Annotated in this window: 18 protein-coding genes; 13 read left to right on the forward strand and 5 right to left on the reverse strand. The window is 72.4% G+C overall.

Annotation, left to right across the window (positions count from 1 at the left end; genetic code table 11):
* Window positions 1-187 precede the first annotated feature (187 nt).
* The 3 genes from ACFWHU_RS10720 to ACFWHU_RS10730 all read right to left on the reverse strand — a co-directional run bounded on the left by ACFWHU_RS10720 (window position 188) and on the right by ACFWHU_RS10730 (window position 1,644).
* Complete coding sequence (locus ACFWHU_RS10720; protein WP_078075210.1) at window positions 188-415, reverse strand: DUF3107 domain-containing protein; 228 nt, start codon at window positions 413-415, stop codon at window positions 188-190.
* A gap of 124 nt (window positions 416-539) precedes the next feature.
* On the reverse strand, window positions 540-1,190 hold the full coding sequence (locus ACFWHU_RS10725) for a TetR/AcrR family transcriptional regulator (RefSeq protein ID WP_078075209.1): 651 nt from the start codon (window positions 1,188-1,190) through the stop codon (window positions 540-542).
* A gap of 199 nt (window positions 1,191-1,389) precedes the next feature.
* The gene (locus tag ACFWHU_RS10730) at window positions 1,390-1,644 is read right to left on the reverse strand and encodes a hypothetical protein (protein WP_387224634.1); all 255 of its coding nucleotides are present in this window, start codon (window positions 1,642-1,644) and stop codon (window positions 1,390-1,392) included.
* Between the two features lie 163 nt (window positions 1,645-1,807).
* Here ACFWHU_RS10730 and ACFWHU_RS10735 point away from each other — a divergent pair, with 163 nt between their 5' ends.
* The 7 genes from ACFWHU_RS10735 to moeZ all read left to right on the forward strand — a co-directional run bounded on the left by ACFWHU_RS10735 (window position 1,808) and on the right by moeZ (window position 10,612).
* On the forward strand, window positions 1,808-2,890 hold the full coding sequence (locus tag ACFWHU_RS10735) for an alpha/beta fold hydrolase (RefSeq protein ID WP_385799767.1): 1,083 nt from the start codon (window positions 1,808-1,810) through the stop codon (window positions 2,888-2,890).
* Window positions 2,891-2,898: 8 nt separating this feature from the next.
* On the forward strand, window positions 2,899-4,287 hold the full coding sequence (locus ACFWHU_RS10740) for a DUF3152 domain-containing protein (protein WP_387224635.1): 1,389 nt from the start codon (window positions 2,899-2,901) through the stop codon (window positions 4,285-4,287).
* 208 nt (window positions 4,288-4,495) lie between these two features.
* Window positions 4,496-6,331, forward strand: a complete 1,836-nt coding sequence (locus ACFWHU_RS10745) for a DUF3492 domain-containing protein (RefSeq protein WP_387224827.1) — start codon at window positions 4,496-4,498, stop codon at window positions 6,329-6,331.
* Window positions 6,324-7,454: a hypothetical protein gene (locus ACFWHU_RS10750; RefSeq protein WP_387224636.1), complete on the forward strand. Its 1,131-nt coding sequence runs from the start codon at window positions 6,324-6,326 to the stop codon at window positions 7,452-7,454. The genes ACFWHU_RS10745 and ACFWHU_RS10750 overlap by 8 nt, the downstream gene beginning before the upstream one ends.
* A 184-nt stretch (window positions 7,455-7,638) precedes the next feature.
* A complete protein-coding gene (locus ACFWHU_RS10755) occupies window positions 7,639-8,613 on the forward strand; it encodes an NAD-dependent epimerase/dehydratase family protein (RefSeq protein ID WP_385799773.1) in 975 nt (324 codons plus the stop codon).
* Window positions 8,601-9,362 (forward strand): spherulation-specific family 4 protein, encoded by a 762-nt coding sequence (locus ACFWHU_RS10760; protein WP_385799775.1) that lies wholly within the window; start codon window positions 8,601-8,603, stop codon window positions 9,360-9,362. Before ACFWHU_RS10755 ends, ACFWHU_RS10760 begins: the two co-directional genes overlap by 13 nt.
* Window positions 9,363-9,433: 71 nt before the next feature.
* Window positions 9,434-10,612, forward strand: coding sequence for an adenylyltransferase/sulfurtransferase MoeZ (gene moeZ / locus ACFWHU_RS10765; protein WP_354605771.1), 1,179 nt, complete (start codon window positions 9,434-9,436; stop codon window positions 10,610-10,612).
* Between the two features lie 84 nt (window positions 10,613-10,696).
* On the opposite strand, the gene ACFWHU_RS10770 is transcribed toward moeZ, so the two are convergent.
* Together ACFWHU_RS10770 and ACFWHU_RS10775 are read right to left on the reverse strand one after the other, a co-directional pair.
* The gene (locus tag ACFWHU_RS10770) at window positions 10,697-12,349 is read right to left on the reverse strand and encodes an alpha/beta hydrolase (RefSeq protein ID WP_385799883.1); all 1,653 of its coding nucleotides are present in this window, start codon (window positions 12,347-12,349) and stop codon (window positions 10,697-10,699) included.
* Window positions 12,350-12,434: 85 nt separating this feature from the next.
* Window positions 12,435-15,323, reverse strand: coding sequence for a lysylphosphatidylglycerol synthase domain-containing protein (locus ACFWHU_RS10775; protein ID WP_387224637.1), 2,889 nt, complete (start codon window positions 15,321-15,323; stop codon window positions 12,435-12,437).
* A 215-nt stretch (window positions 15,324-15,538) separates the two neighbouring features.
* Between ACFWHU_RS10775 and ACFWHU_RS10780 the strand changes: the two genes are divergently transcribed.
* From ACFWHU_RS10780 to nudC, 6 genes are all read left to right on the forward strand, one after another.
* A complete protein-coding gene (locus ACFWHU_RS10780; RefSeq protein ID WP_385799778.1) occupies window positions 15,539-15,931 on the forward strand; it encodes an MGMT family protein in 393 nt (130 codons plus the stop codon).
* Window positions 15,932-16,173: 242 nt separating this feature from the next.
* Window positions 16,174-19,635 carry an ATP-dependent helicase gene (locus tag ACFWHU_RS10785; protein WP_387224638.1) on the forward strand — a complete coding sequence of 1,154 codons (3,462 nt, stop codon included), beginning with the start codon at window positions 16,174-16,176 and terminating at the stop codon, window positions 19,633-19,635.
* A 134-nt stretch (window positions 19,636-19,769) separates the two neighbouring features.
* Window positions 19,770-20,636, forward strand: a complete 867-nt coding sequence (locus ACFWHU_RS10790) for a hypothetical protein (RefSeq protein ID WP_387224639.1) — start codon at window positions 19,770-19,772, stop codon at window positions 20,634-20,636.
* A gap of 129 nt (window positions 20,637-20,765) precedes the next feature.
* A complete protein-coding gene (locus tag ACFWHU_RS10795) occupies window positions 20,766-24,383 on the forward strand; it encodes a UvrD-helicase domain-containing protein (RefSeq protein WP_387224640.1) in 3,618 nt (1,205 codons plus the stop codon).
* 9 nt (window positions 24,384-24,392) lie between these two features.
* Entirely contained in the window at window positions 24,393-25,799 is a 1,407-nt protein-coding gene (locus ACFWHU_RS10800; RefSeq protein ID WP_385799786.1) for a dipeptidase, read from the forward strand.
* Window positions 25,800-25,836: 37 nt separating this feature from the next.
* Window positions 25,837-26,787, forward strand: coding sequence for an NAD(+) diphosphatase (gene nudC / locus ACFWHU_RS10805; protein ID WP_385799788.1), 951 nt, complete (start codon window positions 25,837-25,839; stop codon window positions 26,785-26,787).
* Window positions 26,788-26,828: the final 41 nt, after the last annotated feature.

Raw genomic sequence — 26,828 nt, forward strand, 5'->3', positions numbered from 1 at the left:
GTGCTGGGGCTCCGGCCGCGTCGAAAGTGCCAGCCGCCCGTGGTCGGGTCCGTGGTGGGGGGCCGGGGGGGCCCCCCCCCCCCCCCCCCCCCCCCCCCCCCCCCGGGGGGGGGGGGGGGGGGGCCCCCCCCCCCCCCCCCACTCCTCTGTCGCCTTGGTGCTGTTCGGCCGTCTCGGACCGGGCCGCCTAGAGAGTGCCGAAGCCCACTCGTCGTGTCGTCGGCTCGCCGATCTCCACGTACGCGATGCGTTCGGCCGGTACGAGCACCTTCCGCCCCTTCTCGTCCGTGAGGCTGAGCAGCTTCGCCTTGCCGGCGAGTGCGTCGCCGACGGCGCTCTCGACCTCCTCGGCGGACTGCCCGCTCTCCAGAACGATCTCGCGGGGCGTGTGCTGCACGCCGATCTTGACCTCCACCGCTATGTCCCTCCGAACGGTCGGTGCGTTGCGCGGTCAACCGCGCGGTACGCAGCACACATTAGCCCGGCGGGACGATGCTCAGGACGGTGGCGGGGCACGCCCGCAGCGAACACGGACCGGGTCAGGCGCCCGGCTGCTGCTCGCTGCCGTGCAGCGGGAATCCGGCGATGCCGCGCCATGCCAGCGAGGTGAGAAGTTCCACGGCCTTGTCGCGGGGGATGACCGACTCGCTGGAGAGCCAGTAGCGGGCCACCACCTGGGAGACACCGCCGAGCCCGACGGCCAGCATCATGGACTCCTCCTTGGAGAGGCCCGTGTCCGAGGCGATCACGTCGGAGATCGCCTCCGCGCACTGGAGCGCGACCCGGTCGACGCGCTCGCGCACGGCCGGCTCGTTGGTCAGGTCGGACTCGAAGACCAGCCGGAACGCGCCGCCCTCGTCCTCGACGTAGGCGAAGTACGCGTCCATCGTGGCCGCGACCCTGAGTTTGTTGTCGGTCGTCGACGCCAGGGCCGTACGCACCGCGTGCAGCAGGGCCTCGCAGTGCTGGTCGAGAAGCGCCAGGTAGAGGTCCAGCTTCCCGGGGAAGTGCTGGTAGAGGACGGGCTTGCTGACGCCGGCCCGTTCCGCGATGTCGTCCATCGCCGCGGCGTGGTAGCCCTGTGCGACGAAGACTTCCTGAGCCGCGCCCAGAAGCTGATTGCGTCGAGCGCGGCGTGGCAGGCGCGTGCCTCGCGGGCGCGCCGCCTCGGTCTGCTCTATGGCTGTCACGCCGCCTCCCAGAATCGTTCCGTGCGCGCTGTGCGCCGCCTTGCCATCGTACTTTTGGGTATCCCGGCTGTGCGTGGTCAGGTCGCAGAATTTCACGGACCGGACGGTCGGGGAGCCGGATATCCGTCCGGCCTCGTATGCGGCGGCGGAGAAAAGTATCCAATGCTGACAAAAGGCGAACCCGGTCCTGGGCACTCGCTCAGCGGTAGTCGTCCTCGTCGAGGGAGACGATACGCGCCTGTTCGGCGGCGTCCGCCTCGTCAGCCTCGGTCGTATCGAGGGGGGCGGGTGGATCGTCGCCCTCCGGCCGCACATCCCTGTGCTGCTCGGCTGCGTCGGCCTCCGGGGTCTCCTCGTCGATTTCCTCGAGTTCGCCGGAATCCGTCCCGGCCGTCCGTTCTTCCTCGTCGGTGTCGTTCGGGAATGTGTCCGGGCCGTTCGGGTCCGCCGGCATGGGGCGCCCTTTCCTTCTCCGGTCGTCTTCCGTCTTTCATTCGCGAAATGAGGCGAATACCGACGCCTACTTACGAGGGTAGGAGGTCCGGACGCGCGGCGCTATGCGTCCTGTGACGGTGAACACGCGAACCGGCGCGTGATCGTCTCGTAACATTGCCCGCATGTCTTCGACCGAGCTGCCGGAAACCCTCGCCGCCGCCGTCCCGCGCGTGAGTGCCGTCCGGGTCGCCGAAGGTGAGCGGCTGCGTACGGTCGCCCTGCCGGGGCTGACCCTGAACGTCCGCTCACGGCCCCCGACGCGCGCCGGACTGCCGCGCGCCCTGTACGTGCACGGCCTCGGCGGCTCCTCGCAGAACTGGTCCGACCTGATGCCGCTGCTGGCCGACGTGGTCGACGGCGAGGCGGTCGACCTTCCCGGCTTCGGGGACTCCCCGCCGCCGGAGGACCGCAACTACTCGGTCACGGCCCACGCGCGGGCCGTGATCCGGCTCCTCGACGCGAACGGCCACGGCGCGGTCCACCTCCTCGGCAACTCCCTGGGCGGCGCCGTCACGACCCGGATCGCCGCCGCCCGCCCCGACCTGGTGCGCACCCTCACCCTCGTCTCGCCCGCGCTCCCCGAGATCCGCGTGCAGCGCAACGCCCTGCCGACCGCCCTGCTGGCCGTACCCGGGGTCGCCGCGCTGTTCGGGCGGATGACACGCGAGTGGACGGCCGAGCAGCGCACGCGCGGGGTGATGGCCCTCTGTTACGGAGACCCCGGCCGGGTCTCGGAGGAAGGGCTGCGGCACGCCGTGGAGGAGATGGAGCGGCGGCAGCGTCTTCCGTACTTCTGGGAAGCGATGACGCGCTCCGCGCGGGGCATCGTCGACGCGTACACCCTCGGGGGACAGCAGGGGCTGTGGCGGCAGGCCGAACGGGTCCTCGCGCCGACACTGCTCGTCTACGGAGGGCGGGATCAGCTCGTTTCGTACCGAATGGCACGAAAGGCGTCCGCCGCTTTCCGTGATTCGCGGCTCCTGACGCTTCCGGACGCCGGACATGTTGCCATGATGGAGTACCCCGAGACGGTCGCGGAGGCCGCGCGCGGTCTCATCCGGGAGTCCGACGGGGCGACGGGTGGGACGGTGGGTGAGACGAACGACCGTGCCGACCGTAGTTACGGTAGAGGCGGCGCGGTCGTTGGTGAGCGCGACGACGGCGGTACTGGCAACGACAGCGACAACGACAGTGGCGGGAGCTGATCCTGGGCGTGGGACGACACAGCCGTAAAGGCCCCGCACCCCAGGGATCCGACAGCAAGAAGCGCGCTTCCGCCGGAAGCGGTCCGCCGGCCGGTCGGCGGGACGCGCCCGCCGCGCCGTCTCCCGGCGGGCGGGACCATGCCGCACCACCGTCGTACGGCACCCCCGCGCAGGGCGTGCCGCAGGTGCGCGGCGGACATCCCGAGCACCGTGAGCCGGGTGGCGGCTGGGGTCAGCAGCGCTACGGGGAATGGCAGGGCGGCGGCTCGCCGGGGCCCCGGCAGCCGCAGGGCCGGCAGCCGCGCTCGGCGCCGACCGGGCAGCGCCAAGTGCCGGGTCCGCGACGTGAGTTCATCGACGCCTTCGACGCGCCGCCCTCTCCGTACGGAGCCGGTGTCGGCGGCGGTACGGACGTCGACCCCGCGCGGTGGCGGCCCGATCCGTACGCCCCCGTCACCGACTGGGACGACGAGAACAGCCGGCCCCGTGCGGGCTCCGCCGACGGCTCGGGCCGCGGCTCCGACCGGGACGACCCCGAGGCCGACCCGGACGCCGACGGCGACGGAGAGCGGCCCGCGAAGGGCGGTCTGGGCCGTACCTTCACCGGGATCGCCGCGGCGGCCGTGACCACGGTGCTCGTCGTCGTGGTGGCCGGTCAGGTCACCGACCGCGGCGAACAGCGGGCCGGCGCGCAGCCCTCCGGCGGGCTCGCCCGCGACGGCGAGGGCGCCGCCTCGCGCTCGGACGGCAGGCCGACGCCGAAGGAGCCCGCCGTCCAGGCCCCGGCGCTGCCGCCCACCTACAGCGAGTTGATGACCAGGCAGTTCCCGCTGGCCGCCGATCTGAAGGGCTCGGGCGAGTTCGAGGCGGTGCCCGGACTGGCGAAGGCGCCCGGCGAGGGCCGCAAGATCCGCTATCGGATCGATGTCGAGAAGGGCCTCGGCCTCGACCGGAACCTGTTCGCCGACGCCGTGCAGAAGACCTTGAACGACGACCGGAGTTGGGCCCACGACGGGGCCATGACCTTCGAGCGGATCGCCGGTGGCTCGCCCGACTTCGTGATAACTCTGGCGAGTCCCGGGACCACGGCCGAGTGGTGCGCCAAGTCCGGGCTGGACACCACCGTCGACAACGTGTCCTGCGACTCCGCGGCGACCGACCGCGTCATGATCAACGCGTTCCGCTGGGCGCAGGGGGCCAAGACGTACGGCTCCAAGGCGATGCTCACCTACCGGCAGATGCTGATCAACCACGAGATCGGGCACCGGCTCGGGCACGACCACGTGAGCTGCCGGACGCCGGGCTCGCTCGCCCCGGTGATGCAGCAGCAGACCAAGACGCTCAACCTCGACGGCGTGAAATGCAAGCCCAACCCCTGGGCGTTTCCCGGCAGTTGAGGCATCGGCCGCAGCTTGACGCAGTGTGACCGAACGATCCCTTACCGCGACGGAACGCTACCGCGGTGGGAAAGTTACGTGCATTCACCCCTTCTGGTGGTGCGACGGACAACCGTCCGCCGTTCCACCCTGATGTCCGCTTACGGTCGTCCCGCTGTGAGTCGCCGATCCAACGGCGGCTTCCCACAGGGGAGATCGGGGTGTGCTCGTGCGGATCGGACTGCTTACGGACGGTGGCTACCCGTACGCGACAGGTGAGTCCAGGCTCTGGTGCGACCGGCTCGTGCGCGGTCTCGCACAGCACGAGTTCGACATCTACGCGCTCAGCCGCAGCGCCCACCAGGAGGGCACCGGGTGGATCCAACTGCCTCCTTCCGTAACTCGGGTGCGCACGGCGGCGCTCTGGTCCGCGCAGGGCGACGGCAGGGCGTACGGCCGGCGTGAACGACGGCGCTTCGTGGGGCACTTCGGGGATCTGATCACCGCGGTCTGCGCCCCGGACGGGCGAGCCGCGGAGAGCGTCGCCGACGACGCGCGCGGCGCCGGCGCCTTCGCCGAAGGGCTGTACGGACTCGCCGAGCTGGCGCACGAGCACGGCGGTCTCTCCACGGCCCTGCGCTCGGAGGCCGCCGTACGGATCCTGGAGACCGCCTGCCACGCCCCCGGCGCGCGCCGGAGCGTGCGCGGCGCCACCGTCCCCGACTACCTGGCCTTCGCTTGCCAGTTGGAACGCGCCCTGCGCCCGCTCTCCCTCGACTGGTACGACGACGACGGGCTCGGCGGCGTCGACCTCTGCCACGCGACGACCGGCGGATCCGCCGCCCTGCCGGGACTCCTGGCCAAACGCTTCTTCGGTGCGCCGCTGCTGGTCACCGAGTACGGCGTCCAACTCCGCGCCCACTACCTGGCCGCCGGACCCGGCGGCGACGCGCCCCTGCGCACGCCGGTACGCGCCCTGCTCGCTGCCTTCCAGGGCCGGCTCGCCGCCGAGGTCTACCGCCAGGCCGCCGTCATCACCCCCGGCAACACCCACGCCAGACGCTGGCAGGAGCGCTGCGGAGCCGATCGCGCCAAACTGCGCACCGTCTACCCCGGCATGGAGACGGAGCGCTTCGCGGCGCTGGGCGAACGCGAGGAGAGCGCCGGGGCCGGCGAGGGCGGTGACGGCGGCGATCCGAAAGCGTTGGTCTGGGTCGGCCGGATCGAGCCCGCCAAGGACCTCATCTCCCTGCTGCACGCCTTCGCCGACATCCGTAAGGAGGAGCCCGACGCGCGGCTGAGGATCATCGGCGCCGCGGCGCAGGGCACGGAGGCGACGGCTTATCTCGCCCACTGCCGCGCCTTGGCCGCCCAGTTGTTCCCCGACGAGGCTGCCGACGCGCACGCCGTGGGCGACAACTGCGTCTCTTTCGAGGAGGTCGGCGGGCCCGGCGCGCCGGAGCTGGTGGACGCCTACGCCGCGGGCGGGGTGATCGTCCTGTCCAGCATCGTCGAGGGCTTCCCCGTCAGTCTGGTCGAAGCGATGTTCTGCGGACGCGCGACGGTCTCCACCGACGTCGGCGCGGTCGTCGAAGTCATCGGAGGCACCGGGCTCGTGGTGCCCCCGCGCAATCCGCGGGCGCTCGCCGACGCCTGTGTCGCGCTGTTGCGCGACCCGGAGCGGCGCGAACGGCTGGGCGCCGCCGCGCGGGCCCGCGCGCTCGAACTCTTCACCGTCGAGCAGAATCTGGCGGCGTTCCGCGGCATCTACCTGGAGCTGATCTCGCACGCCCCGGTCCGGCGTCCGGCCGAGACAGTGAACGCGCACGGCGAGCCGCTGCCGTTCGCCAACCCGGCGGAGGCGTACGTACCCGGTCACTGGACCGCCGGGCAGGCCAGGACCGTACCGATGCCGCCGCCCGTACCGATGGTGCCTCCCGTGTCGATGCCGCTGCCCCCGCCCGCGACCGAGCCCGCGCCCTTCTCCCCGGCGACACGGACGTCGCGTCCTACGGAGGCGGTCGGCGTGGGTGCCGGACAGGCCCTGGGGGAGAGCGATGTCTGACGCGGGCACCACACCCGTGGGGACGGCCCGGCTCGCCCGGCGGCGGGGACCGGCCGACCCCGTCAGGACGCTGATGCGCAGCCACCGTGAACTGTGCGAGCGCGCCGTCGACCCGCTGGAGATCGCCGCCGGTCTGGAGGCGCACGGCGTCACCGACCGGGCCGCCGCGCGCTTCCGGCACCGGGACGTCTTCTCCCTCGCCGAGGAGCTGTACGCGCGCGTGCCGCGCGCCGCGGACAGTGACACGGACGACGCCGACACCACCGCGCCGTATCCGGCGCGTGCCGGCGATCCACGCGCCGGGTGGGCGCTGCGCACCCTGCTCCCGGGCGCCGTGTGCGCCGTCGCCGTCGTCGCCGAGCGGTATGTAGACGGTGGGGGAGCGCGCTCCGCGATAGGCGTGGCGGGGGCTGTCGCCCTCGCCATCGCGCTCACCGTCGCCCTCCGGCGCGGCCCGCTGCGCGTCGAGGGCCACACCGCGCGCGTCTCCCGTCTGTGGGTGTGCTGGCTGCTGGCGTACGTGCTGTACGGCGACGGGCTGCTGCGCCTGTCCGGCGGCGGCCCGCACGGGACCTCGCCCCTCACCGACGCGGCCGCGCCGCTCCTGGCCCTGGCGCTCGCCGTGGCCCCCGCGGCCTGGTGCGCCCATCTGCTCTCCGTACAGGCGCGGCGCGGGTTCGCCGACAGCCGCGGACTGGCCGAGTTCGCCTCCCGGACCCGGCCACCGCTGCTGGGCCTGCTCGCGCTGTACGCCCTCACACTCACCGCCCTGGCAGTCCTCGCCGAACTCGTCGCCGGCGGCGACCGGGGCGCGGGCGCCGGTCATCCCGTCGCGACCGTCGCCCTCGGCGGTCTGCTCCTCCTCGCCCGGCTGCTCACCGTCCACGGCTTCCCCGGGGCGGCGGCGACCGGCCTCGTCACCGCCTGCGCCGTCGAGGCGCTGGCCCTCGTCCTCGCGACGGCGGGCCGTGTCCCCGGCCTCGAATCCGTCTCCGCCCCCGTCCGGGCCCTCGTCGACGCGGGGGGAGCCGGCGCCGTACCGGCCCTCGCCTGCGGCGCCGCCGCGCTCGGCCTGCTGATCCACGCCACCGTCGCCCTGCCACGGGCCTCGGCCCACACCTGACCGGTGGGACCACCGACCTCCGGCGCACACCCCCTCCGGGCCACACCCCCGGACCCCCACAGACCTCCCGCGGAGCCGACGCCGCGGGCGTAACCCGAAGCACACCGCAACACCCTCTAAGGAGACGACAGAACATGACCCGTCAACCCCCAGCACCGACACGTCGGAACCAAGGGGCCGCGCGATGAGGGTCCTCCTGCTCGGTGCCAACGGTTTCCTCGGGCGCTTCGTCGCCGACCGGCTGCTCGCCGATCCCGCCGTCCATCTGACCGCACTCGGCCGCGGCGACGACGCCGACGTACGGTTCGACCTCGCCGGCGGCAGTCCCGGAGCCCTCACCCGCTTCCTGGACGCCGTCCACCCAGGAGTCGTCATCAACTGCGCCGGCGCCACCCGGGGCGGCGCCCGCGACCTGACCCGGCACAACACCGTCGCCGTCGCCACCGTCTGCGAGGCGCTGCGCCGCAGCGGCTGCGGCGCCCGGCTGGTCCAGCTCGGCTGCTCCTCCGAGTACGGGCCCTCCCAGCCCGGCTCGTCCACCGCCGAGGACGCGGTGCCGCGGCCCGGCGGCCCGTACGGCGTGAGCAAGCTGGCCGCCAGCGAGCTGGTGCTCGGCGCCGGGCTCGACGCCGTCGTCCTGCGGGTCTTCTCGCCCGTCGGACCCGGCACCCCCGCGGGCTCCCCGCTCGGAAGGCTCGCCGAGGCGATGCGCCGCGCCATGCAGTCCGGCGACGGCGAGCTGAAGCTCGGCGGCCTCGGCGTACAGCGCGACTTCGTCGACGTACGGGACGTGGCCCGTGCCGTGCACGCGGCCTCGCTCTCGGCGGCGCAGGGCGTCGTCAACATCGGGACGGGGCGCGCGGTCCGGCTCAGGGACGCCGCCGCCGTCCTCGCCAGGGTCGCCGGATACGGCGGCGCCCTGCACGAACTGGACACGCCCACCGGCCCCCCGCGCCCCGCGCACGCCACCCTCGGCCCGCCGCGCGGAGAGCACCCGGCGGAGCAGCTGGGCGCCGGCCCGTTCCCGTACCCCGACGGCTGCGGCGGCTGGCAGCAGGCCGACGTGCGCACCGCGCGTGACCGGCTCGGCTGGCGGCCCCGTATCAACCTGGAGGAGTCGCTCGCCGACATCTGGATGGAGGCGGCATGTCGCATCTGACGACCACCGGCGGCAGCCTGTCGGCCACCGGGGCCGCCGGGCTGGGCTTCGGCATCCCCGGTTACGCGCATCCGCTGCTCGCCCCGGTCGAGTGGGCCGAACTGGCGCGCCCCGGCACGCCGTTGCACTGGGCCGTGCTCAACGTCTCAGACGGGCCCGGCGCCATGCCGGACCCGCACTGCCTGGAGGCCGCGGGCCGGCTCAGGAACGCGGGCGTGCGGGTGCTCGGGCATCTCGATCTCGCGTACGGCGCCCGGAGCTTCGGCGAGATCGTCTCCGACGCGCACGACTTCCACGACTGGTACCGCGTCGACGGCTTCTACCTGGACCGGTGTCCGGCGCAGGCGTCGTACCTCCCCGACGTCCGGCGTACGGCGGCGACGCTCGACACGGTCGCCCACCGCGGGCATCTGGTCCTCGGCCACGGCACGCATCCGCACCCCGGATACGCCGAGATCGCCGACCAGTTGGTCACCTTCCGCGGGCCGTGGACCGACTACCGCTGGTCACAGGCGGCCGAGTGGACGGCGGACCATCCACCCGAGCGCTTCGCGCATCTCGTCCACGGCGTGCCGCGCAGCCATCTTGACGAGGCGATGAGGATCGCGCGCTGGCAGGGCGCGGGCACGATCTTCTTCACCGACCGGAGCGATCACGACGACCGGACGGGGCAGAACAGCCCATTCGCGGCCCTGCCCGGCTACTGGGACGAAATCGTCTCGCAGATCGGACCGGGTGTCTCGGAATGAGAAGGCGCGTGGCAGTGTTACTGAAGGAACAAACGTACTGACCAACCGACCAATCCCCTGTTGAGGTCCCTGTGTCGCTGCCACCCCTGGTCGAGCCCGCTGCCGAGCTCACCGTCGACGAGGTCCGCAGGTACTCCCGTCACCTGATCATCCCGGACGTCGGGATGGACGGGCAGAAGCGGCTGAAGAACGCGAAGGTGCTCGTCGTTGGCGCCGGCGGGCTCGGCTCGCCCGCGCTGATGTATCTGGCCGCGGCCGGTGTCGGAACGCTCGGCATCGTGGAGTTCGACGAGGTCGACGAGTCGAATCTCCAGCGGCAGATCATCCACAGTCAGGCGGACATCGGCCGCTCGAAGGCCGCTTCCGCGCGTGACTCCGTCCTCGGCATCAACCCGCTGGTGGAGGTCGTCCTTCACGAGGAGCGGCTCGAGTCCGAGAACGTGATGGAGATCTTCTCCCAGTACGACCTGATCGTGGACGGCACGGACAACTTCGCCACCCGCTATCTGGTCAACGACGCGTGTGTGCTGCTGGGCAAGCCGTACGTATGGGGCTCGATCTACCGCTTCGACGGTCAGGCGAGCGTCTTCTGGTCCGAGCACGGTCCCTGCTACCGCTGCCTCTACCCGGAGCCGCCGCCGCCCGGCATGGTCCCGAGCTGCGCCGAGGGCGGCGTACTCGGCGTCCTGTGCGCGTCGATCGGGTCCATCCAGGTCAACGAGGCGATCAAGCTCCTCGCGGGCATCGGTGAGCCGCTGCTCGGCCGACTGATGATCTACGACGCGCTGGAGATGCAGTACCGCCAGGTCAAGGTCCGCAAGGACCCCGACTGCGCGGTCTGCGGCGAGAACCCGACCGTCACCGAACTCATCGACTACGAGGCCTTCTGCGGCGTCGTGTCCGAGGAGGCGCAGGTGGCGGCGGCCGGTTCGACGATCACTCCCAAGCAGCTCAAGGAGTGGCTCGACGACGGCGAGAACATCGAACTCATCGATGTGCGGGAGCCGAACGAGTTCGAGATCGTCTCCATTCCGGGCGCCAAGCTGATCCCGAAGAACGAGTTCCTGATGGGGAACGCGCTCCAGGATCTGCCGCAGGACAAGAAGATCGTCTTGAACTGCAAGACGGGTGTCCGCAGTGCGGAGGTGCTCGCGGTGCTGAAGTCGGCGGGCTTCGCCGACGCCGTGCACGTCGGCGGCGGGGTTGTCGGCTGGGTCAACCAGATCGAGCCGGAGAAGCCGATCTACTGAGTGACGCTCTTTGTGTAAGGAGGCCGGTCCACACGTCGTGTGGACCGGCCTCCTACGTATGCGGGCCGCCGGGGCCCGTCGGACTCACTTGCAGACCGTTCCGTCCTTCGGCACCTTGCCGTCCAGCAGATAGCCGTTCACGGCGTTCTGCACGCACGAACTGCCGCTGTTGTAGGCGCCGTGCCCCTGGCCCTCGTACGTCAGCTCGACGCCGACGCCCTTGCCGAGCGCCTTCACCATCGCCCGCGCGCCCTCGTACGGCGTCGCCGGGTCGCCGGTGTTGCCGATGACCAGGATCGGGGCCGCGCCCGGCGCGCTGACGTCGGGCTTGTCCCACTCGCCCGGCACGGGCCACTCGGAGCAGCCCAGCAGGCCCCAGCCGAGGAAGTCGCCGAAGACCGGTGACACCTTGCGGAATTCGGCGAGCTTGGCCTTCGTCTGCGCGAGCGTGTAGCGCTGCTTGGAGTCCACGCAGTTGACGGCCGCGTTGGCCGCCTGGATGTTGCTGTACTGGCCCTTCTCGTTACGGCCGTTCATCGCGTCCGACAGGATGAGCAGCAGCGCGCCGCTGCCGCCGTCGGCCTCGTCCAGCCCCTGTTCGAGCAGCGGCCAGTACTCCTTCGAATAGAGCGCCTGGGCAATGCCGTTGGTGGCCTGCGTCTCGGTGAGCTTCCGGGCGCCGATGCCGTTGATCGGCTTCTTGTCGAGCCGGTCGAGCAGCTCGACGACGAAGTTCTCGATCTCCTGCGGGGTGCTGCCCGGCAGCGTGCACGCGTCGCCGCGGCTCACACAGTCCTTCGCGAAGTTGGTCAGGGCGAGCTGGAAGCCCTTGGCCTGGCCGAGCGAGCCCTGTTCGGAGCTCTCGGACGGGTCCACGACGGCGTCGAAGACGGTGCGGCCCACCGACTTCGGATACAAGTGGGCGTAGACGCCACCCAGTTCGGTGCCGTACGAGATGCCGAAGTAGTTCAGCTTGTCGTCGCCGAGGACCTGGCGCATCAGCTCCATGTCGCGTGCGGCGTTGACGGTGCCGACGTGCGGGAGCTCCTTGCCGGACTTCCGCTCGCAGCCGCCCGCGTACCACTTGAGGCCGTCGACGTACGACTTCTCCTCGGCACTGTCGTCCGGGGTCATGTCCCGCGCGTAGTACGCGTCGAGCTGCTTGTCGTCCTTGCACTCCACGGGCTCGCTGCGGCCGACGCCGCGCGGGTCGAAACTGACCAGGTCGTAGCGGGTGCGCAGCTTCTCGTAGTCCTTGCCGAAGGAGGGCAGTCCGGTCACCCCGGAGCCGCCGGGCCCGCCGAAGTTGAAGACGAGTGAGCCGATGCGCTTGTCCGGGTCGCTCGTCCTCGCCCGGATCAGGGCCAGCGGGATCGTGTCGCCCTTGGGCTTCGCGTAGTCGAGCGGGGCGGCCATGGTCGCGCACTCCCACTTGGTGCCGCCGGGCAGCGGCGACGGGGCCGTACCGCCGCCCTCGGCGGCCGACGGGGTGGGGCACGTCTTCCAGTCCAGCTTCTGGGACGTCAGGTCCTCGGGCGCGGCGCTCTTGTCGGCCCTGTTCTGGCCGTCCTGGTCGTTCCGGCTGTTCTGCCCGCCCTGGTCGCCGCTGTCGGGGCCCGAGTCGGAGCCCGAGCATCCGGCGGCGGCGAGCAATGTGGCGACGGCGACGGCGGTGACGGCGGTCAGCGCCGGGCGGCGACGCCCGGCGGGAGTGGTGGAGGCGGAGAAGGAGGGCATCGGCATCTCCCCATGGTGCGTCGTGACGAGGAGCGGCGCGCGGCCCGGGGTCCAGCCGAGTGGTTGCCCCGCTCGGGGACCGGTCTCAGAGGGCTCCCTTGCGGGTGAGGTGGTTGAAGCAGATCCAGCCGGGCAGCACCGGCAGCCACAGCGTCAGCGTCCGGTACAGGAGCACCGCCGGGACCGCCACCTCGGACGGCACGCCGCCGGTCACCACCAGACCGACCGTCAGCGCCGTCTCGACGGCTCCCACACCGCCCGGCGTCGGAGCGGCCGATCCCAGCGCGTTGCCCGCCAGGAAGATGACGGCGACGCTCGCGTAGCTCAGCCCGTGATCGCCGTTGTCGAAGGCCCGCACCGACGCGTCCAGGCACATCACGAACAGACCGGTCAGCAGCAGCATGCCGCCGATGCCGGTGGCGAGTTTCATGGGCCGCTGGAGCACGTCGAGCATGCGCGGCACGACCCCCGCGAACAGCGAACGCAGCCGCGTCACCAGGAACTTGCGCAGGAACGGGATCGCGGTGACGACCAGCACCAGCACGGCGACCGTCAGCAGACCCGCGATCACCGTCCTCGACGGGGTGAGGGAGGCCGTCTTCTCCGTACCGGTGAGATAGCCGAAGAGGAGCAGCAGCAGGATGTGAGCGCCGAGTCCGAACAGCTGCGAGGCGCCGACGCTGGCCACGGCGAGCCCCGGGCGTACGCCCGCGCGCTGCAGAAAACGGGTGTTGAGCGCCACGCCGCCGATCGCCGCCGGGGCGACGATCTTGACGAAGGACCCGGCGACCTGCGCGACGACCGTACGCAGGAAGCCCACCCGCTCCGGCACGAAGCCGAGCAGGCTCATCGCGGCGGCGAAGTAGCTGAGCGAGGAGAACAGGACGGCCGCCGCCACCCAACCCCAGTGCGCCTCCGCGACGACCGTGCCGAAGTCGATCCCGGCGAGGCTCGACAGCAGGAAGTACGCGGCGACGGCGCCCGCGATGAAACTGAGGAGCGTGCGCGGTCTGATCCGCTCCAGACGGACCGGCTCGACCGGTGCCTGCGGCCTGATGAGCAGCACCTGCGCGCGGATCTGGGAGAGCAGGTCCTCCTCGCGCGCGCCCTCCTGCGCGTCGTCCAGCGCCCTCTTCTCGGCCTGCTTCTCGGCGCGCAGCGACTTGCGGGCCGCCTTGCGTTCGGCGTCCGTGGCCGGTGCCTTCGCCTCCGACGTACGGGAGTGCTTGGCCGCCAGGGACGCCTGGAGCACCGCCTCGCGCTCGCGCTGGGACCGCTCACGGGCGAGCCGGCGCAGCGTCGCGCGCGTGGAGCGGCTGAGCGCGATCGGCTGGAGCAGCGGCAGACAGTCGGCGACCGTGTCGGGGCCGAGCACGTCCACGGCGGTGGCCACCGCGCGTTCGGCGCCGATGCGCAGTCCGACCGTGGTGAGGAGCTGTGCGATGTCCATCCGCAGTACGACGTCGCCCGCCGCGATCTCGCCGCCGCGCAGATCGGTGACGATCACCTGGCCGTCCCGGTCGACCAGCAGCGCGTCGCCGGTGAGCCTGCGGTGGGCGATACGGCGCGACTGGAGCGCCTTGACCTGTTCCCACGCGCCGCGTACCAGCTCGTCGGTGATCTCGTCGTCCGGCAGCGAGTCCAGGGAGCGCCCGCCCATGTGCTCGTACACCAGGATGACGGCGTCGGGGCCCAGCTCCGAAGTGGCGATCAGCTTGGGCGCGTTGGCGCCGGCGGCGATGGCGGCGTACGCCAGGAGCGCCTCCTGCTCCAGTGCCTGGCGCAGGGAGGGGATCGAGCGGCGGGTGCTGATCGAGCGCAGGGTGAGGCGGCGCCAGACCCGGTAGAAGAAGCCCTGTGCCTGCTGTTCCCGGTCGACGACGGTGACGTCCAGCGGTGGGCCCTCGTCGAGCGTCACCAGATAGCGGCGGCCCCGTTCGCCCTGCTCGGTGGAGTCGGCGGTGTCGTCGGGCTCGGCGCGCATCGCGCTGACGGGCCGGAAACCCACATGGCGAAGACCCGCCATCAGTGTCTGGCCGGTGGGCCGCACGTTCGGGGAGCCGACCGCGTAGAGCGTGCCGTACGCGACGGTCCAGCCGATCAGCACGGTGAGGATGATCGAGAACGGTGTGGTGTAGCCGGCGACCAGCATCGCGAAAGCGTCGAGCAGCAGCACCACCCACAGGACCACGCGCCAGCGCGGTCTGCGGGCCATCCCGACGGCCGTCATATAGGCGATGACGGGCGCGAGATAGCCGTGTACGGGGTCGGTGAGCCCTTCGCCGGGCTGCGCGCGCGTCAGGGCGTCCTGGATGGAACCGGGCGCCGCACGGGCGACCCAGAGATCGGTCGCGAGCGTCACACCGTGCGCGAGGACGGCGGCGAGGACACCGTCGGCGATGCGCAGGCCGTCGCGTTTGATCAGCCGCTCGATCGCGAACGCGACCGGGACGAGCAGCACGGCGATGCTGGAGATCAGACCGGCGACCTTGACGAGCAGGTCGGGGGCCTGGCCGGTGCCCTTGCTGATGTCCTGTTCGAGGCCGGACGTCGTGCCGTGGGCGAAGGCGGAGAGGCCGAGGACGATCGCGATGGCGAGGATGCCGATGAGCAGGCGCAGGAGGTCGGACGGGCGGTGCACGCGGGCGGCGAGCAGCGGCTCGTCACCGGAGAGCGGGTCGGCGTGGCTGCCGGGAGGGACGCCCCGGCCGGTCGCGCCGTCGCTGTCTGTGTCGGTGTCGGTGTCGGGTGCGTCGGCGTGGGCCTCGGCGGCTCTGTGGGCTCCGTGAGCTTCGGGGGCTTCGGGGGCTTCGTGGGTGGTGCCGGCCTCGCGTTCGGTGCCGTTACCGGCCTCGGCTCCGGCGTCGCCGCCCTTCTCGGCGCCGGTGTCGGCACCGGTCTTCGCGCCGTCGTCGGGGGCCGGATCGGGGCGTGGCTCGGCCTCAGGGGTGCCGGCCACCGTCGGAGGCTGCACGCCCTGCTCCTTTGTCGAGTCCGTGTCTTCTTGATCTCGTATCACCAGTCACCGCCCGGATGATGGTGGCACGCCAGGGTGACAGAGGGGGGTATCAGGGTGCATTGAGGAACACCGCGCCGCGTGCGCGGGACATGCCGCCGGGCCGGGACATGCCGCTGGGCCGGGCCGAGCGGTCGGGCCGACTGTCGGTGCCGTGCGGCAGGATGGGACGGATGACGAGCGACGAGCCCGACGAGGTGTCCGGAGAGCTGCCCGAGTACGCGGAGCGGGTGCTCGACGTCGCCGACCTGATCCCGTCGGGCCGGGTCATGGCGTACGGCGACGTCGCCGAGTGGCTGGGCGAGGGCGGCCCGCGCCAGGTCGGCCGGGCGATGGCGCTGTACGGCGGGGCCGTGCCCTGGTGGCGTGTGGTCCGCTCGGACGGTGTGCTGCTGGCCGGTCATGAGCTGCGGGCCCTGGCCCACTACCGGGAGGAGGGCACCCCGCTGCGGGAGGCGTCGCGCAGCGCCGAAGGTCATATGCCGCGCCTCGATATGAAACGGGCGCGATGGGACGGCCGACCGCCGGAACCGGGCGCTGATGCGGACGATGCTGCTCACATCTGACAGTTTCTGGCATTCCGCTGTGTCGCGAGAGGTCCTGCGAGTCCGCTGAGGACCGTACGGATGACGACGGGACATGGCGACCGAGGAGACCGCCGCGACCGCGGTGCCCGTGCGGGCCGTCGGATCATCGGGCGGACTCCCCGCTTCCGTGTCGTCCCACGGCGTAGCCTCGTCAGCTTGCGGCACACACATCCCAGAAAGCCCCGTCACCACCAGCACCCCCTCCAGGACCGGCGATCCACGTGAGCTCCTCCCCTTTCACCGGACGTACCCCGCACCGTCGGGTACGGCAGCGGACCTCCGGTGCGTACCGACTGGTGCGTACGACGCCGGCTCCGGTGGATCCTCCTGTGCTGGACGCAGCGCAACGTCCGGTGGTTGACCACGACCGCGGACCGCTGCTCGTGCTGGCGGGTCCCGGCACGGGGAAAACGACCACGCTGGTCGAGAGTGTCGCCGCGCGGGTCGCGCGCGGCCTCGATCCCGAACGGATGCTCGTCCTCACCTTCAGCCGCAAGGCGGCGGTCGAACTGCGCGACCGTACGGCGGTCCGGCTGGGCGGTGCGCAGGGGCCGCAGGCGACCACGTTCCACTCATTTTGTTACGCGCTGATCCGCGCCCATCAGGAGGCCGACCTCTTCACGGAGCCGCTGCGGCTGCTGTCGGGACCGGAGCAGGATGTCGCCGTACGGGAACTGCTCTCCGGCCAGCTCGACCTGGAGCGCGAGGGGCTGGCGCACATCCGCTGGCCCGACGAGCTGCGGGCCTGCCTCACCACGCGCGGTTTCGCCGACGAGGTACGCGCGGTGCTCGCCCGCAGCCGTGAGCTGGGGCTCGGCCCGGACTCCCTGTCCGTCTTCGCGCGCCGCACGGGGCGCCCCGACTGGACGGCGGCGGCGTCCTTCCTCGCCGAGTACCTCGACGTCCTGGACATGCAGGGCGTACTCGACTACGCCGAACTGGTCCACCGCGCGGTGCTGCTCGCGGAACGGCCGGAGGTCGCCGAACGACTGGCCGACCGGTACGACGCGGTCTTCGTCGACGAGTACCAGGACACCGACCCGGCGCAGGTCCGACTGCTCAGGGCGCTCGCCGGGCACGGCCGGACGCTGGTCGCGTTCGGTGACCCGGACCAGTCGATCTACGCGTTCCGGGGCGCCGACGTGAACGGCATCCTCGACTTCCCCGACGCCTTCCCGCGCGCCGACGGCCGTCCCGCCCCCGTGGAGGTCCTGACGACCTCCCGGCGTTCCGGCGCGGATCTGCTCGCCGCGACCCGGCTGCTGACCCGCCGGATGCCGCTCAACCGACTGCCGGGCGACAAGGTACGGGCACACCGCGAGCTGGCGGCGGTCCGTGAGGGCGGCCGGGTCGAGACGTACACCTACCCGACCGCCTCGACCGAGCTGGAGAACATCGCCGACATCCTGCGGCGCGCGCATCTTGAAGAGGGCGTGCCGTGGAGCGAGATGGCGGTGCTCGTACGAGCCGGGGGCCGGACCATCCCCGCTGTACGGAGGGCCCTGACCTCGGCGGGCGTGCCCCTGGAGATCGACGGCGACGATGTGCCGCTGCGTCACGAACCGGCGGTGTCGCCGCTGCTGACGGCGCTGCGCGCGGTAGCGACGGCGGCGGTGCGGTCGGGGCACGGCGAGGCGGAGGCCGGAGGCGAGGCTCGGGACGAGGCCGACGCCGGGGGCGAAGCGAAGTCGGAGCCCGAAGACGGGGCCGGGGGCGAGGGCCTGGGGGAGACCGCCGACGCCGACGCGACCGACACAGGCGCGACCGGCACCGGCTCCGGTACCGACGCCGAGGTTGAGGTCGGGAGCGACTGGCTCGACGTCGAGACCGCGCTCACACTGCTCACCTCGCCCCTCGGCGGTATGGACGCCGCCGACCTCCGCCGCCTCGGGCGGGCCCTGCGCGACGAGGAGCGGGCCGCCGGCAATCGGGTACCGCCGCCCTCCGACAAGCTGATGGCCCGCGCCCTCGCCGAACCGCAGCGGCTCGTCACACACGACCCCGCCCACGCGCGCGGCGCGCAGCGGCTCGGCGCGCTGCTCGCCAAGGCACGTGACCTGCTCGCGGGCGGCGGCACCGCCGAGGAGGCGCTGTGGGAGCTGTGGGACGGCACCCCCTGGCCGGCACGGCTGGAGCGCTCCGCCCTGCGGGGCGGCGCCGGCGGCCGTAACGCCGACCGTGACCTGGACGCCGTGTGCGCCCTGTTCGACGCCGCCGCCCGAGCCGAGGAACGCACCGGCGGGCGCGGCGCCCTCAACTTCCTTGAGGAGATCGACGCGCAGGACATCGCGGCGGACACGCTCAGCGGCAGGGCCGTACGGCCCGACGCTGTCCGTCTCATGACCGCTCACCGTTCCAAGGGCCTTGAATGGCGGCTCGTCGTCGTCGCGGGAGTCCAGGAGGGACTGTGGCCCGACCTCCGGCGGCGCGGCTCTCTTCTGGAGGCGGACAGGATCGGCCGCGACGGTCTGGCCGAACCCCTCACTCCCGGCGCCCTCCTTACAGAGGAGCGACGCCTCTTCTACGTGGCGGCGACCCGCGCCCGCGAACGGCTCGTCGTCACGGCGGTCAAGGCTCCCGCCGACGACGGCGACCAGCCGTCCCGCTTCCTCACCGAACTGGGCGCCGACCCCAAGGACGTCACCGGCCGGCCACGCCGTCCGCTCGCCGTCGCCGCGCTCGTCGCCGAACTGCGTGCCACGACCGTCGACCCGCATGCGGCGCCCGCGCTGCGCGACGCGGCGGCCCGCCGGCTCGCCCGGCTCGCCGCACTCAGCGACGAGGACGGCCAGCCGTTGGTCCCCGCCGCCCACCCGCACCGCTGGTGGGGCCTGTACGAGCCGACGCACAGCGCCGTGCCCCTGCGCGACAGGGACCAGCCCGTCGCCCTCTCCGGCAGCGCGCTGGACCAGCTCGCCAACACCTGCGCGCTCCAGTGGTTCCTCGGGCGGGAGGTCAAGGCGGACGAGCTGTCCACCGCCGCCCAGGGCTTCGGCAACGTCGTCCATGTCCTGGCCGACGAGGTGGCCTCCGGCCGTACCCCCGCCGACCTCGCCGTCCTCATGGAGCGCCTGGACTCCGTCTGGGACTCCCTCGCCTTCGACGCGCCCTGGAAGTCCCAGCAGGAGAAGCAGCACGCGCGCGTGGCGCTCGAACGCTTCCTGCGCTGGCATGTGATGGACCGCGCCGGGCGCACACCGGCGGCCACCGAGCACGCCTTCGACGTCACTCTTGAAGCCGGCGCCTATGAAGTACGCATCCGGGGCTCCATGGACCGTGTGGAGCAGGACGCCCAGGGGCGCGCCTACGTCGTCGACTTCAAGACCGGCAAAGCGGCGCCTACCAAGGAGGAGGTCGCGCACCACCCCCAGCTCGCCGTGTACCAGCTCGCGGTGGGGGAGGGCGCGGTGGACGAGATCTTCGACGGGCGGCGTCCCGAGGCGGGCGGCGCCGAACTCGTACAACTGCGGCAGGCGGCGCTCAAGAAGGAGGGCGGCGAGGACCTGCCCAAGATCCAGGCGCAGGAGCCGCTCGCCGGCGAGTGGGTCGGCGATCTGCTCGCGACGGCGGCGGGGCGCGTACTGGACGAACGCTTCACACCGAGCACCGGCCAGCACTGCGCGCACTGTTCCTTCCGTGCGTCGTGCAGCGCGCGGCCGGAGGGCCGGCAGATCGTGGAGTGAGTGCCCCTCCCGTATGAATCCCCTCGTGCACATGCACCCTTCGCGGCGGCTCGGGTGACCGGAAGGGGAACGGCACGTCAGGCACGGATCGCGAGACGCGCCCGACGTGCCGGATGTGCGAGGAGAGACGACAGATGACCGCGATCAAGCGGAAGTTCCTGATGCCGGCGCTGATGAGCGCGATCACGGTGGCCGCGCTGGCGAGTTGTTCCACCGGCGGTGCCACCGAGGTGGCGGAGGGCGCGGTCGGCACGGACACCGCCGGGGCCGCCGCGAAGCAGGCGGCAGCGCCGTCGACGGGGGCGCCCTCGGCCGGTCCGTTCGCGGGCCTCGACGCCGCGCGGATCGCCCAGAAGGCCCTCACCGCGACCAAGGGCGCGAAGTCCCTGCGGCTGACGGCGGAGAGCACGAACGACGGCCGCCTGCTCAAGGTCGATTTCTCGCTGGACGAGCGGGGCACCTGTACGGGAGGTCTGCGCCGCGACGACAGCGAGGCCGAGTTCACCGTGGTGGACGGCGTCACGTACCTCAAGGGCGACGACGAATTCTGGCGGGCTGTCACCACCGGCGGGAACCCGGACGGCAGGAGCGCCGACCCCAGCCGGAGCGCCGGAACCGGCGGTGCGGACGAGCTGGTCGAACTGCTCCGGGGCAAGTGGCTCAAGATTCCCGCGGGCGAGGACGCCGCCGGGCGCGCGCTGGGCGGCGCCTGCGATCTGGACGCGATGCTCGACCGCCTGGACACCGACCGGACGAAAGGCCTGACCACGGGCGCCGCCGCCGAGGTCGACGGCCGAAAGGCGTTGACTCTGGTGAAGCGGGAGGGCGGCGTGACGCGCACGACGTTCGTCGCCGCCGAGGGGGCGCCGTATCTGTTGAAGTCGGTCAGCGAGGGCGGCGCGGACCCCGGCACGGTCCTCTTCCGGGACTTCGGAGTACCCGTCAGCGCGACGGCACCGCCCGCCACCGAGGTCGTCGACCTGCGGGACATCCAGCCGTAGGCGGGCCCCGGGCCCGGGGCGCGGGGACCACCGACGACGGTGACGTCCAGCACCCGACAGCCGAGACGTCCCGGTCTGCCGGATCTGTCCGGCGTTCTCCTGTCAGTGGTCCCCGATAGCCTCTCTGAAGTGTCCGCTCGTATCACCGACCCCGCGCAGCTCAACGAACTCCTCGGCATTCCGTTCACCCCGGAGCAGACGGCGTGCATCACCGCACCGCCGGCCCCGCAGGTGATCGTGGCCGGCGCGGGCTCCGGCAAGACGACGGTGATGGCCGCGCGCGTGGTGTGGCTCGTGGGCACCGGCCAGGTGGCACCCGAGCAGGTCCTCGGCCTCACCTTCACCAACAAGGCGGCGGGTGAACTGACCGAGCGGGTCCGCAAGGCGCTCGTACGGGCCGGGGTGACCGATCCCGATCTGCTCGACCAGGAGAACCCTCCGGGCGAGCCGCGCATCTCCACGTACCACGCGTTCGCCGGACAACTCCTCACCGACCACGGCCTGCGGATAGGGCTGGAGCCGACCGCCCGGCTGCTCGCGGACGCCACGCGCTACCAACTCGCCGCGCGGGTGCTGAAGGAGGCCCCCGGCCCGTATCCCGCCCTGACCAGGTCGTTCCCCGCCCTGGTCAGCGATCTGCTGGCGCTCGACGCCGAACTCGCCGAACATCTCGTCCCCACCGGTGAACTCGCCGCGTACGACACCGAACTGCTGCGCACCCTCGAAGGCGCCCGGCTCACCAACGCCGACCTGCGCAAGGTGCCCGAGACCGCCACCGCCCGCCGCGAACTGCTCGATCTGGTGGGGCGGTACCGCACGGCCAAGAGCGCCCGCGACCTGCTCGACTTCGGTGACCAGATCGCCCTCTCGGCCGAACTGGCCCTCACCCGGCCCGAGGTCGGCCGCATCCTGCGCGACGAGTTCCGCGTCGTGCTGCTCGACGAGTACCAGGACACGTCGGTCGCCCAACGCCTGCTCCTGTCGGGTCTCTTCGGCTCCGGCACCGGCCACGCGGTGACGGCCGTCGGCGACCCCTGCCAGGCGATCTACGGCTGGCGCGGCGCCTCCGTCGCCAACCTGGACGACTTCCCCTCCCACTTCCCCTACGTCGACGGCACCCCGGCCGCCCGCTTCTCGCTCAGCGAGAACCGCCGCAGCGGTGGCCGTCTGCTCGACCTCGCCAACGGTCTCGCCGGGCCGCTGCGCGCCATGCACGAAGGAGTGGAAGCGCTGCGGCCCGCGCCCGGCGCCGAACGCGACGGGATCGTGCGGTGCGCCCTCCTCCCCACCCATGCCGAGGAGTTGGACTGGCTCGCCGACTCCATCGCGCATCTGGTGCGCACCGGCAAGGAGCCCGCCGAGATCGCGGTGCTGTGCCGCACCGCCGGTGACTTCCCCGCGATCCAGAGCGCGCTGGTGGCTCGCGACGTGCCCGTGGAGGTCGTCGGCCTGGCCGGGCTGCTCCATCTCCCGGAGGTCGCCGACCTCGTGGCGATGTGCGAGGTCCTCCAGGACCCGGGCGCCAACGCCTCCTTGGTACGGCTGCTCGCCGGCCCGCGCTGGCGCATCGGCCCCCGCGACCTGGCGCTCCTCGGCCGCCGCGCCCGACTGCTGGTCCACCGCGCGAAGGGCGGCTCCGACGAATCGGCCGATGCCGACGAACGACTGGCGGCGGCGGTCGAGGGCACCGACCCCGCCGAGGTGATATCGCTCGCGGACGCGCTCGACACGTTCCTGGAGTCGGCGGGAGGCAAGGACGACGGCCTGCCCTTCTCCGCCGCAGCGCGCGTCCGTTTCGCCAGGCTCGCGGCCGAACTGCGCGATCTGCGCCGCTCGCTGGCCGACCCGCTGATGGACGTCCTGCACCGGGTCCTCGCCACCACCGGCCTGGAGGTCGAGCTCTCGGCGTCCCCGCACGCCCTGGCCGCACGGCGCCGCGAGACCCTGGGCAACTTCCTCGACACGGCGGCCTCCTTCGCCGCGCTCGACGGGGACGCCACGCTCCTCGCCTTCCTCGCCTTCCTCAGGACGGCGGCGCAGTACGAGAAGGGCCTGGACAACGCCCTGCCCGGCGGCGAGAACACCGTGAAGGTCCTCACCGCGCACAAGTCCAAGGGACTGGAGTGGGATGTCGTGGCCGTCCCCGGCCTGGTCACCGGACAGTTCCCCAACAGCAAGGCGCGCGAGGCATGGACGTCCCAGTCGAAGGTCCTGCCGCACGCCCTGCGCGGCGACGCCCCGACGCTCCCGGACGTCCCCGACTGGGACGCCAGGGGCCTCAAGGCGTTCAAGGACGAGATGCGCACCCACCAGCACACGGAGGAACTGCGCCTCGGCTACGTGACGTTCACCCGACCGCGCTCACTGCTGCTGGGTTCGGGCCACTGGTGGGGCCCGACCCAGAAGCGCGCCCGCGGTCCCTCGGACTTCCTGAACGCCCTGTACGAGCACTGCGTGGCCGGTTTCGGCGAGGTCGAGGTGTGGGCCGACGAGCCCCCGGAGTCGGAGGAGAATCCCGCGCTGCTCGCGGCGGACACGGCGCGGGCCTGGCCGCTTCCGCTGGACCCGGACTCCCTGGCCCGCCGCCGCACCGCGGCGGACACGGTCCTGGCGCACCTGGACGCGCTGACGGCGTCCGCCGGACGGTCCGAGGTGGCGGATCAGCCGTACGACGAGCCTCCTCCTGAAGAGGACGCCCCGCCGCCGGACGACGTGTACGACCCGGCGGACGGACCCGACCCCGTCGAGGAGAGGGAGAACGACGATCTGGCGGACTGGGACGACTGGGAGACGGGACGCGAGCACTCGCGGACGCCGGAAGCCGTGGAGGAGCGGCCGGCGGACGTAGCGGCGTCCGCGGGTCCCGCGCACCTGCCCGGCCCCCGGCCTCCGGCCGACGCGGAACGCCTCACCCCCGAAGAACGCCGCACCCTCGCCTCCTGGGACCGCGACCTCGACGCCCTCTCCGGAGAGCTGCTGCGCGCCCGCGCGCGCGTCCGTGACGTCCCCGTACCGCCCTCCCTCTCCGCCTCCCAACTGCTGCGTCTCGCCGCCGACCCCGACGCCTTCGCGCAGGAACTGGCCCGCCCCATGCCCCGCCCGCCGCAGCGGGCCGCGCGCCGCGGCACCCGGTTCCACGCCTGGGTGGAGTCCCGCTTCGACGAGCTGCCGCTCCCGATGCTCGGCCCCGACGAGTTGCCCGGCGGAGCCGCGGACGAGCCGGAGATCGCCGACGAACGTGATCTGGCGGCCCTCAAGGACGCCTTCGACCGCACCCCGTACGCCCGGCGCACGCCGTACCGCGTCGAGGCGCCGTTCCAGCTCACCCTCGCCGGCCGCGTGATCCGCGGCCGTATCGACGCGGTGTACCGCGACGTCGACCCGCTCGACGACACCGTCACGTACGAGATCGTCGACTGGAAGACCAGCCGCGGCCGTACCGCCGACCCGCTCCAGCTCGCGGTCTACCGCCTGGCCTGGGCCGAGCAGCACGGCATCGCGCCGGACGCGGTGACGGCCACCTTCCTCTACGTACGCAGCGGCGAGGCCGTACGCCCCGAGGGGCTGCCCGGCCGCTCCGGACTGGAACGCATCCTCCTGTACGGCGCCGAGCACGCGACCGGCGACGGCACCGGCGACGGCACCGACCACGCGCCCGAAGACACCTCCGCCACCGCCGGCGAACACATGCCGGAACAGCGCCCCGAACAGGGAACGGCAGACGAGACCACCCCCGGAGCCGGATAGGCTCGATGTATGAGCGAGACCCCGGACAGCGCCGTCCGTACGCACACCCGTGACTACATCCGGTCCCACCGCGCGGCCTTCCTCGACGACCTCTCCGAGTGGCTGCGCATCCCGTCCGTATCGGCGCAGCCCGACCACGACGCGGACGTACGGCGCAGCGCCGACTGGCTCGCGGCGAAACTTCGCGAGACCGGCTTCCCGGTCGCGGAGATCTGGGACACCCCCGGCGCCCCCGCCGTCTTCGCCGAGTGGCCCTCCGACGACCCCCAGGCACCGGTCGTCCTGGTCTACGGCCACCACGACGTCCAGCCCGCGGCCCGCGAGGACGGCTGGCACAGCGACCCCTTCGAACCGGTCGTCCGGGACGGCCGGCTGTACGCGCGCGGCGCGGCCGACGACAAGGGGCAGGTGTTCTTCCACACACTCGGCGTCCGGGCGCATCTCGCCGCCACCGGCCGCGACAACCCCGCCGTACATCTGAAACTGCTCGTCGAGGGCGAGGAGGAGTCCGGCTCCCCGCACTTCCGCGCGCTCGTCGAGCAGCGGGCCGCCCGCCTCGCCGCCGACGCCGTGATCGTCTCCGACACCGGCATGTGGTCCGCGGACACCCCCACCGTCTGCACCGGGATGCGCGGCCTCGCGGAGTGCGAGGTGGAGCTGTACGGCCCCGACCAGGACATCCACTCCGGCTCGTTCGGCGGCGCCGTGCCCAACCCGGCCACCGTCGCGGCGCGCCTCGTGGCCGCGCTGCACGACGAGGACGAGCGGGTCACCGTGCCCGGCTTCTACGAAGGCGTCGCGCCGCTCACCGACGCCGAGCGCACGCTCATCGCCGAACTGCCCTTCGACGAGGAGGCATGGCTGCGTACGGCCAAGTCGCACGGCACGCTCGGCGAGGCGGGCCACTCCACGCTGGAGCGCGTCTGGGCCCGTCCCACCGCCGAGGTCAACGGCATCGGCGGCGGCTACCAAGGCCCCGGCGGCAAGACGATCATCCCGTCGTCCGCGCGGCTGAAGCTCTCGTTCCGGCTCGTCGGCGGCCAGGACCCGGACCGGATCGAGCGCGCCGTCGGTGACTGGATCGACGCCAGGATCCCGGCCGGTGTCCGCCACAAGACCACCTTCGCCGCGGCGACCCGCCCCTGTCTGACCCCGCTGGACCACCCCGCGCTCCAGTCGGTCGTACGGGCCATGGGCCGCGCCTTCGACCAGAAGATCCGCTTCACCCGCGAAGGCGGCTCGGGACCGGCCGCCGACCTCCAGGACGTGCTCGGCGCGCCCGTGCTGTTCCTGGGCATCTCCGTACCGTCCGACGGCTGGCACGCGCCCGACGAGAAGGTCGAGATCGACCTTCTTATGAAGGGCGTGGAGACGACCGCCTACCTCTGGAGCGATCTCGCCGCCGCTCTCCGCTGAACAGACACCCATCCATCCGGGGGAGTTGGAAGTACCAGTGAGCACCACAACCAGCGGCGGAGAAACCGCCGCACACCGGCCGATCGTCCTCACCTCCGACAGTGGCATCGACCGGGCCGCGCACCACCGCCTCGACGAGGCGTGGCTGGCCGCCGCGTGGAGCCACCCGACGACGCGGGTCTTCGTCGTCTCCGCCGGCCAGGTGTTGATAGACGACACCCCCGACGGTCGCACCGAACTCGTCATGACCCCGTCCTTCGAGGCGCCCCTCACCGAGACCCACCGCTACTTCCTCGGTACGGACGACGACGGAGTCAGCTACTTCGCGCTCCAGAAGGACACGCTGCCGGGCCGCATGGACCAGTCGGCGCGCCCCGCGGGGCTCCGTGAGGCGGCGCTGCTGCTCTCCCCGCGCGACGCGGGCCTGATGGTCCACGCCGTCGCGCTGGAGAACTGGCAGCGGCTGCACCGCTTCTGCTCCCGCTGCGGCGAGCGCACGGTGATCGCCGCGGCCGGCCACATCCGCCGCTGCCCCGCGTGCGGTGCCGAGCACTACCCGCGTACCGACCCCGCCGTGATCATGCTCGTCACCGACGAGCGGGACCGCGCGCTCCTCGGCCGTCAGGTGCACTGGCCGGAGGGGCGGTTCTCGACGCTGGCGGGCTTCGTGGAGCCGGGGGAGTCGATCGAACAGTCCGTGGCCCGCGAGGTGTTCGAGGAGGCGGGCATCACGGTCGGCACCGTCGAGTACGTCGCGAGCCAGCCCTGGCCCTTCCCCTCCAGCCTGATGCTGGGCTTCATGGCCCGCGCCACCTCCTTCGAGATCACCGTGGACGGTGACGAGATCCAGGAGGCGCGCTGGTTCTCGCGCGACGACCTGCGGACCGCGATCGAGTCGGGCGAGGTCCTGCCGCCGTCGGGCATCTCGATCGCGGCACGGCTGACGGAGCTCTGGTACGGAAAGCCGCTGCCGAAGCCGCTGAACTGACCGGCATGCGAAAGAGCCCCCGCCGGCCGGCGGGGGCTCTT

It is taken from the genome of Streptomyces sp. NPDC060366, assembly GCF_042725135.1.
In the GTDB taxonomy this organism is placed as follows: domain Bacteria; phylum Actinomycetota; class Actinomycetes; order Streptomycetales; family Streptomycetaceae; genus Streptomyces.

Coding starts and splice junctions, on each gene's coding strand:
- ACFWHU_RS10755 (WP_385799773.1), top strand. CDS start 7,639: ATGAGGGTCCTCCTGCTCGGTGCCAACGGTTTCCTCGGGCGCTTCGTC.
- ACFWHU_RS10780 (WP_385799778.1), top strand. CDS start 15,539: ATGACGAGCGACGAGCCCGACGAGGTGTCCGGAGAGCTGCCCGAGTAC.
- ACFWHU_RS10730 (WP_387224634.1), bottom strand. CDS start 1,644: ATGCCGGCGGACCCGAACGGCCCGGACACATTCCCGAACGACACCGAC.
- ACFWHU_RS10750 (WP_387224636.1), top strand. CDS start 6,324: ATGTCTGACGCGGGCACCACACCCGTGGGGACGGCCCGGCTCGCCCGG.
- ACFWHU_RS10790 (WP_387224639.1), top strand. CDS start 19,770: ATGACCGCGATCAAGCGGAAGTTCCTGATGCCGGCGCTGATGAGCGCG.
- ACFWHU_RS10800 (WP_385799786.1), top strand. CDS start 24,393: ATGAGCGAGACCCCGGACAGCGCCGTCCGTACGCACACCCGTGACTAC.
- ACFWHU_RS10770 (WP_385799883.1), bottom strand. CDS start 12,349: ATGCCCTCCTTCTCCGCCTCCACCACTCCCGCCGGGCGTCGCCGCCCG.
- ACFWHU_RS10735 (WP_385799767.1), top strand. CDS start 1,808: ATGTCTTCGACCGAGCTGCCGGAAACCCTCGCCGCCGCCGTCCCGCGC.
- ACFWHU_RS10760 (WP_385799775.1), top strand. CDS start 8,601: ATGTCGCATCTGACGACCACCGGCGGCAGCCTGTCGGCCACCGGGGCC.